This window comes from Pseudomonas sp. 2822-17 (assembly GCF_002742485.1).
In the GTDB taxonomy this organism is placed as follows: domain Bacteria; phylum Pseudomonadota; class Gammaproteobacteria; order Pseudomonadales; family Pseudomonadaceae; genus Aquipseudomonas; species Aquipseudomonas cyclaminis.
In genome coordinates, this window is sequence record NZ_LJRZ01000922.1 from 1 (window position 1) to 238 (window position 238).

A 238-nucleotide genomic window follows, 5' to 3' on the forward strand; every position below is an offset into this window, starting at 1 on the left:
ACAAAATCTGTTACAGAAGCAAAAAATAATTGTCCTTTAACGTGATAAACTTTTATAGAATGTGAGTCTAATACGGACTCTACTTTTACTTTTGATATTTTAATTGCAAAGAACACAGCACTTAATACTACTCCTGCTAATACCCCTTTAGACAAATCGTGGGTATAGATTACGGTTCCCACAGTAACAACCATAACAGCAGCATCTGTCTTAGGCACTTTATGAATATTAACTAATG

1 pseudogene is annotated in these 238 nt (G+C 33.2%); it reads right to left on the reverse strand.

Annotated elements, in window-relative coordinates:
* Positions 1-238: pseudogene (locus tag AOA60_RS33685) on the reverse strand (sodium-independent anion transporter); the annotation flags it as partial.